1 protein-coding gene is annotated in these 1,703 nt (G+C 68.3%); it reads left to right on the top strand.

What is annotated here, in order from left to right; all coding sequences use genetic code 11:
• Positions 1–1,703 (top strand): SLC13 family permease (locus tag KM176_RS24700; protein ID WP_311136204.1); only part of this gene is annotated, 1,703 nt, incomplete at both ends.

Raw genomic sequence — 1,703 nt, 5'->3', positions numbered from 1 at the left:
TTGGTTGTGCTCGGGATGTTCGTGCTTTTCGTGCGCGAAAGCTTTCCGACCGAGGTGGTGGCGATCGGCGGTGTCGCCCTGATGCTGGTGACCGGGCTGCTGCCCTATGAGGATGCGCTCAAGGTGCTGGCCAACCCCGCGCCCTGGACCATCGCCGCCATGTTCATCGTCATGGCCGCCCTGGTGCGCACCGGCGCGCTGGAAAGCTTCACCCGCCTCGCCACCGCTCAGGCCACGCGCCGCCCGCGGCTGGCAATGGCCGGGCTCTTCGCCTTCGTGCTGCTCTCCTCGGCCATCGTCTCCAACACGCCGGTCGTCGTGGTGATGATCCCGGTCTTCATCCAGATGGCCCGCGCGCTTGGCAAGGCGCCCTCCAAGCTGCTGATCCCGCTTTCCTATGCCGCCATCATGGGCGGCACGCTGACGCTGATCGGCACCTCCACCAACCTGCTGGTCGATGGCGTGGCGCGCGGCCAGGGCCTCAAGCCCTTCGGCATCTTCGAGGTCACCCCGATCGGCATCATCGTCGTGCTCTGGGGGATGCTCTACCTGCGGCTGACCTCGCGCTTCCTGCTGCCCAGCCGCGATTCCATGGCCTCGATGCTGGGCGGGCGCCAGAAGATGAAGTTCTTCACCGAGGCCGTCATCCCCCCCGACAGCAACCTGATCGGCCGCGAGGTCACCGGCGTGCAGCTGTTCAAGCGCGAGGGCGTGCGGCTGATCGACGTGGTGCGCGGCGACGAGAGCCTGCGGCGCCACCTCAAGGGGGTCATCCTGCAGGTCGGCGACCGGGTGGTGCTGCGCTCGGAGATCTCGGAACTGCTGAGCCTGCAGCGCGACAAGAGCCTGAAGCGCGTCGACCAGGTCAGCGCGGTCGAGACCACCACCGTCGAGGTGCTGATCACCCCGGGCTGCAAGATGGACGGACGCAGCATCGGGTCGATGCGGCTGCGCCGCCGCTTCGGGGTCTATCCGCTGGCGGTGCACCGGCGGAACCAGAACATCGGCCGCCAGATCGACGAGCTGGTGGTCAAGGTCGGCGACACGCTGCTGCTGGAGGGCGCGCCCGCCGACATCCGCCGCCTGGCCGAGGAGATGGAGCTGGTCGAGGTCAGCGCGCCCTCGGACCGTGCCTATCGCCGCTCCCATGCGCCGATCGCCATCCTGGCGCTGCTCTCGATCGTCGGGCTGGCGGGGATCGGCGTGGCGCCGGTGCTGCTGCTGTCGGTTCTGGCGGTGGCGGTGGTGCTGCTGAGCCGCTGCATCGACAGCGACGAGGCCTTCGAGATGGTCGATGGCCGGCTGCTGGCGCTGATCTTCTCGATGCTGGCCATCGGGGTGGCGCTGCAGCACACCGGGGCGGTGACGCTGATCGTCGATGCCATCGCCCCGGCGATGTCGCATCTGCCGCCCTTCCTGGTGATCTGGTCGGTCTACCTGCTGACCTCGGTGCTGACCGAGCTGGTGTCCAACAACGCCGTCGCCGTGGTGATGACGCCGATCGCGGTGGGCCTGGCCGGCGCCATGGGGATCGATGCGCGCCCCCTGGTGATCGCGGTGATGATCGCCGCCTCGGCAAGCTTCGCCACCCCCATCGGCTACCAGACCAACACCCTGGTCTACGGGCCCGGCGGCTACCGCTTCTCGGATTTCCTGAGGATCGGCATCCCCCTCAACCTCTCCATGGGCCTCATCGTCTCCGC

Source organism: Pseudooceanicola endophyticus (assembly GCF_018760365.1).
Classification (GTDB): Bacteria; Pseudomonadota; Alphaproteobacteria; order Rhodobacterales; family Rhodobacteraceae; genus Pseudooceanicola; species Pseudooceanicola endophyticus.
This window is presented reverse-complemented; position numbering and strand designations above follow the sequence as displayed.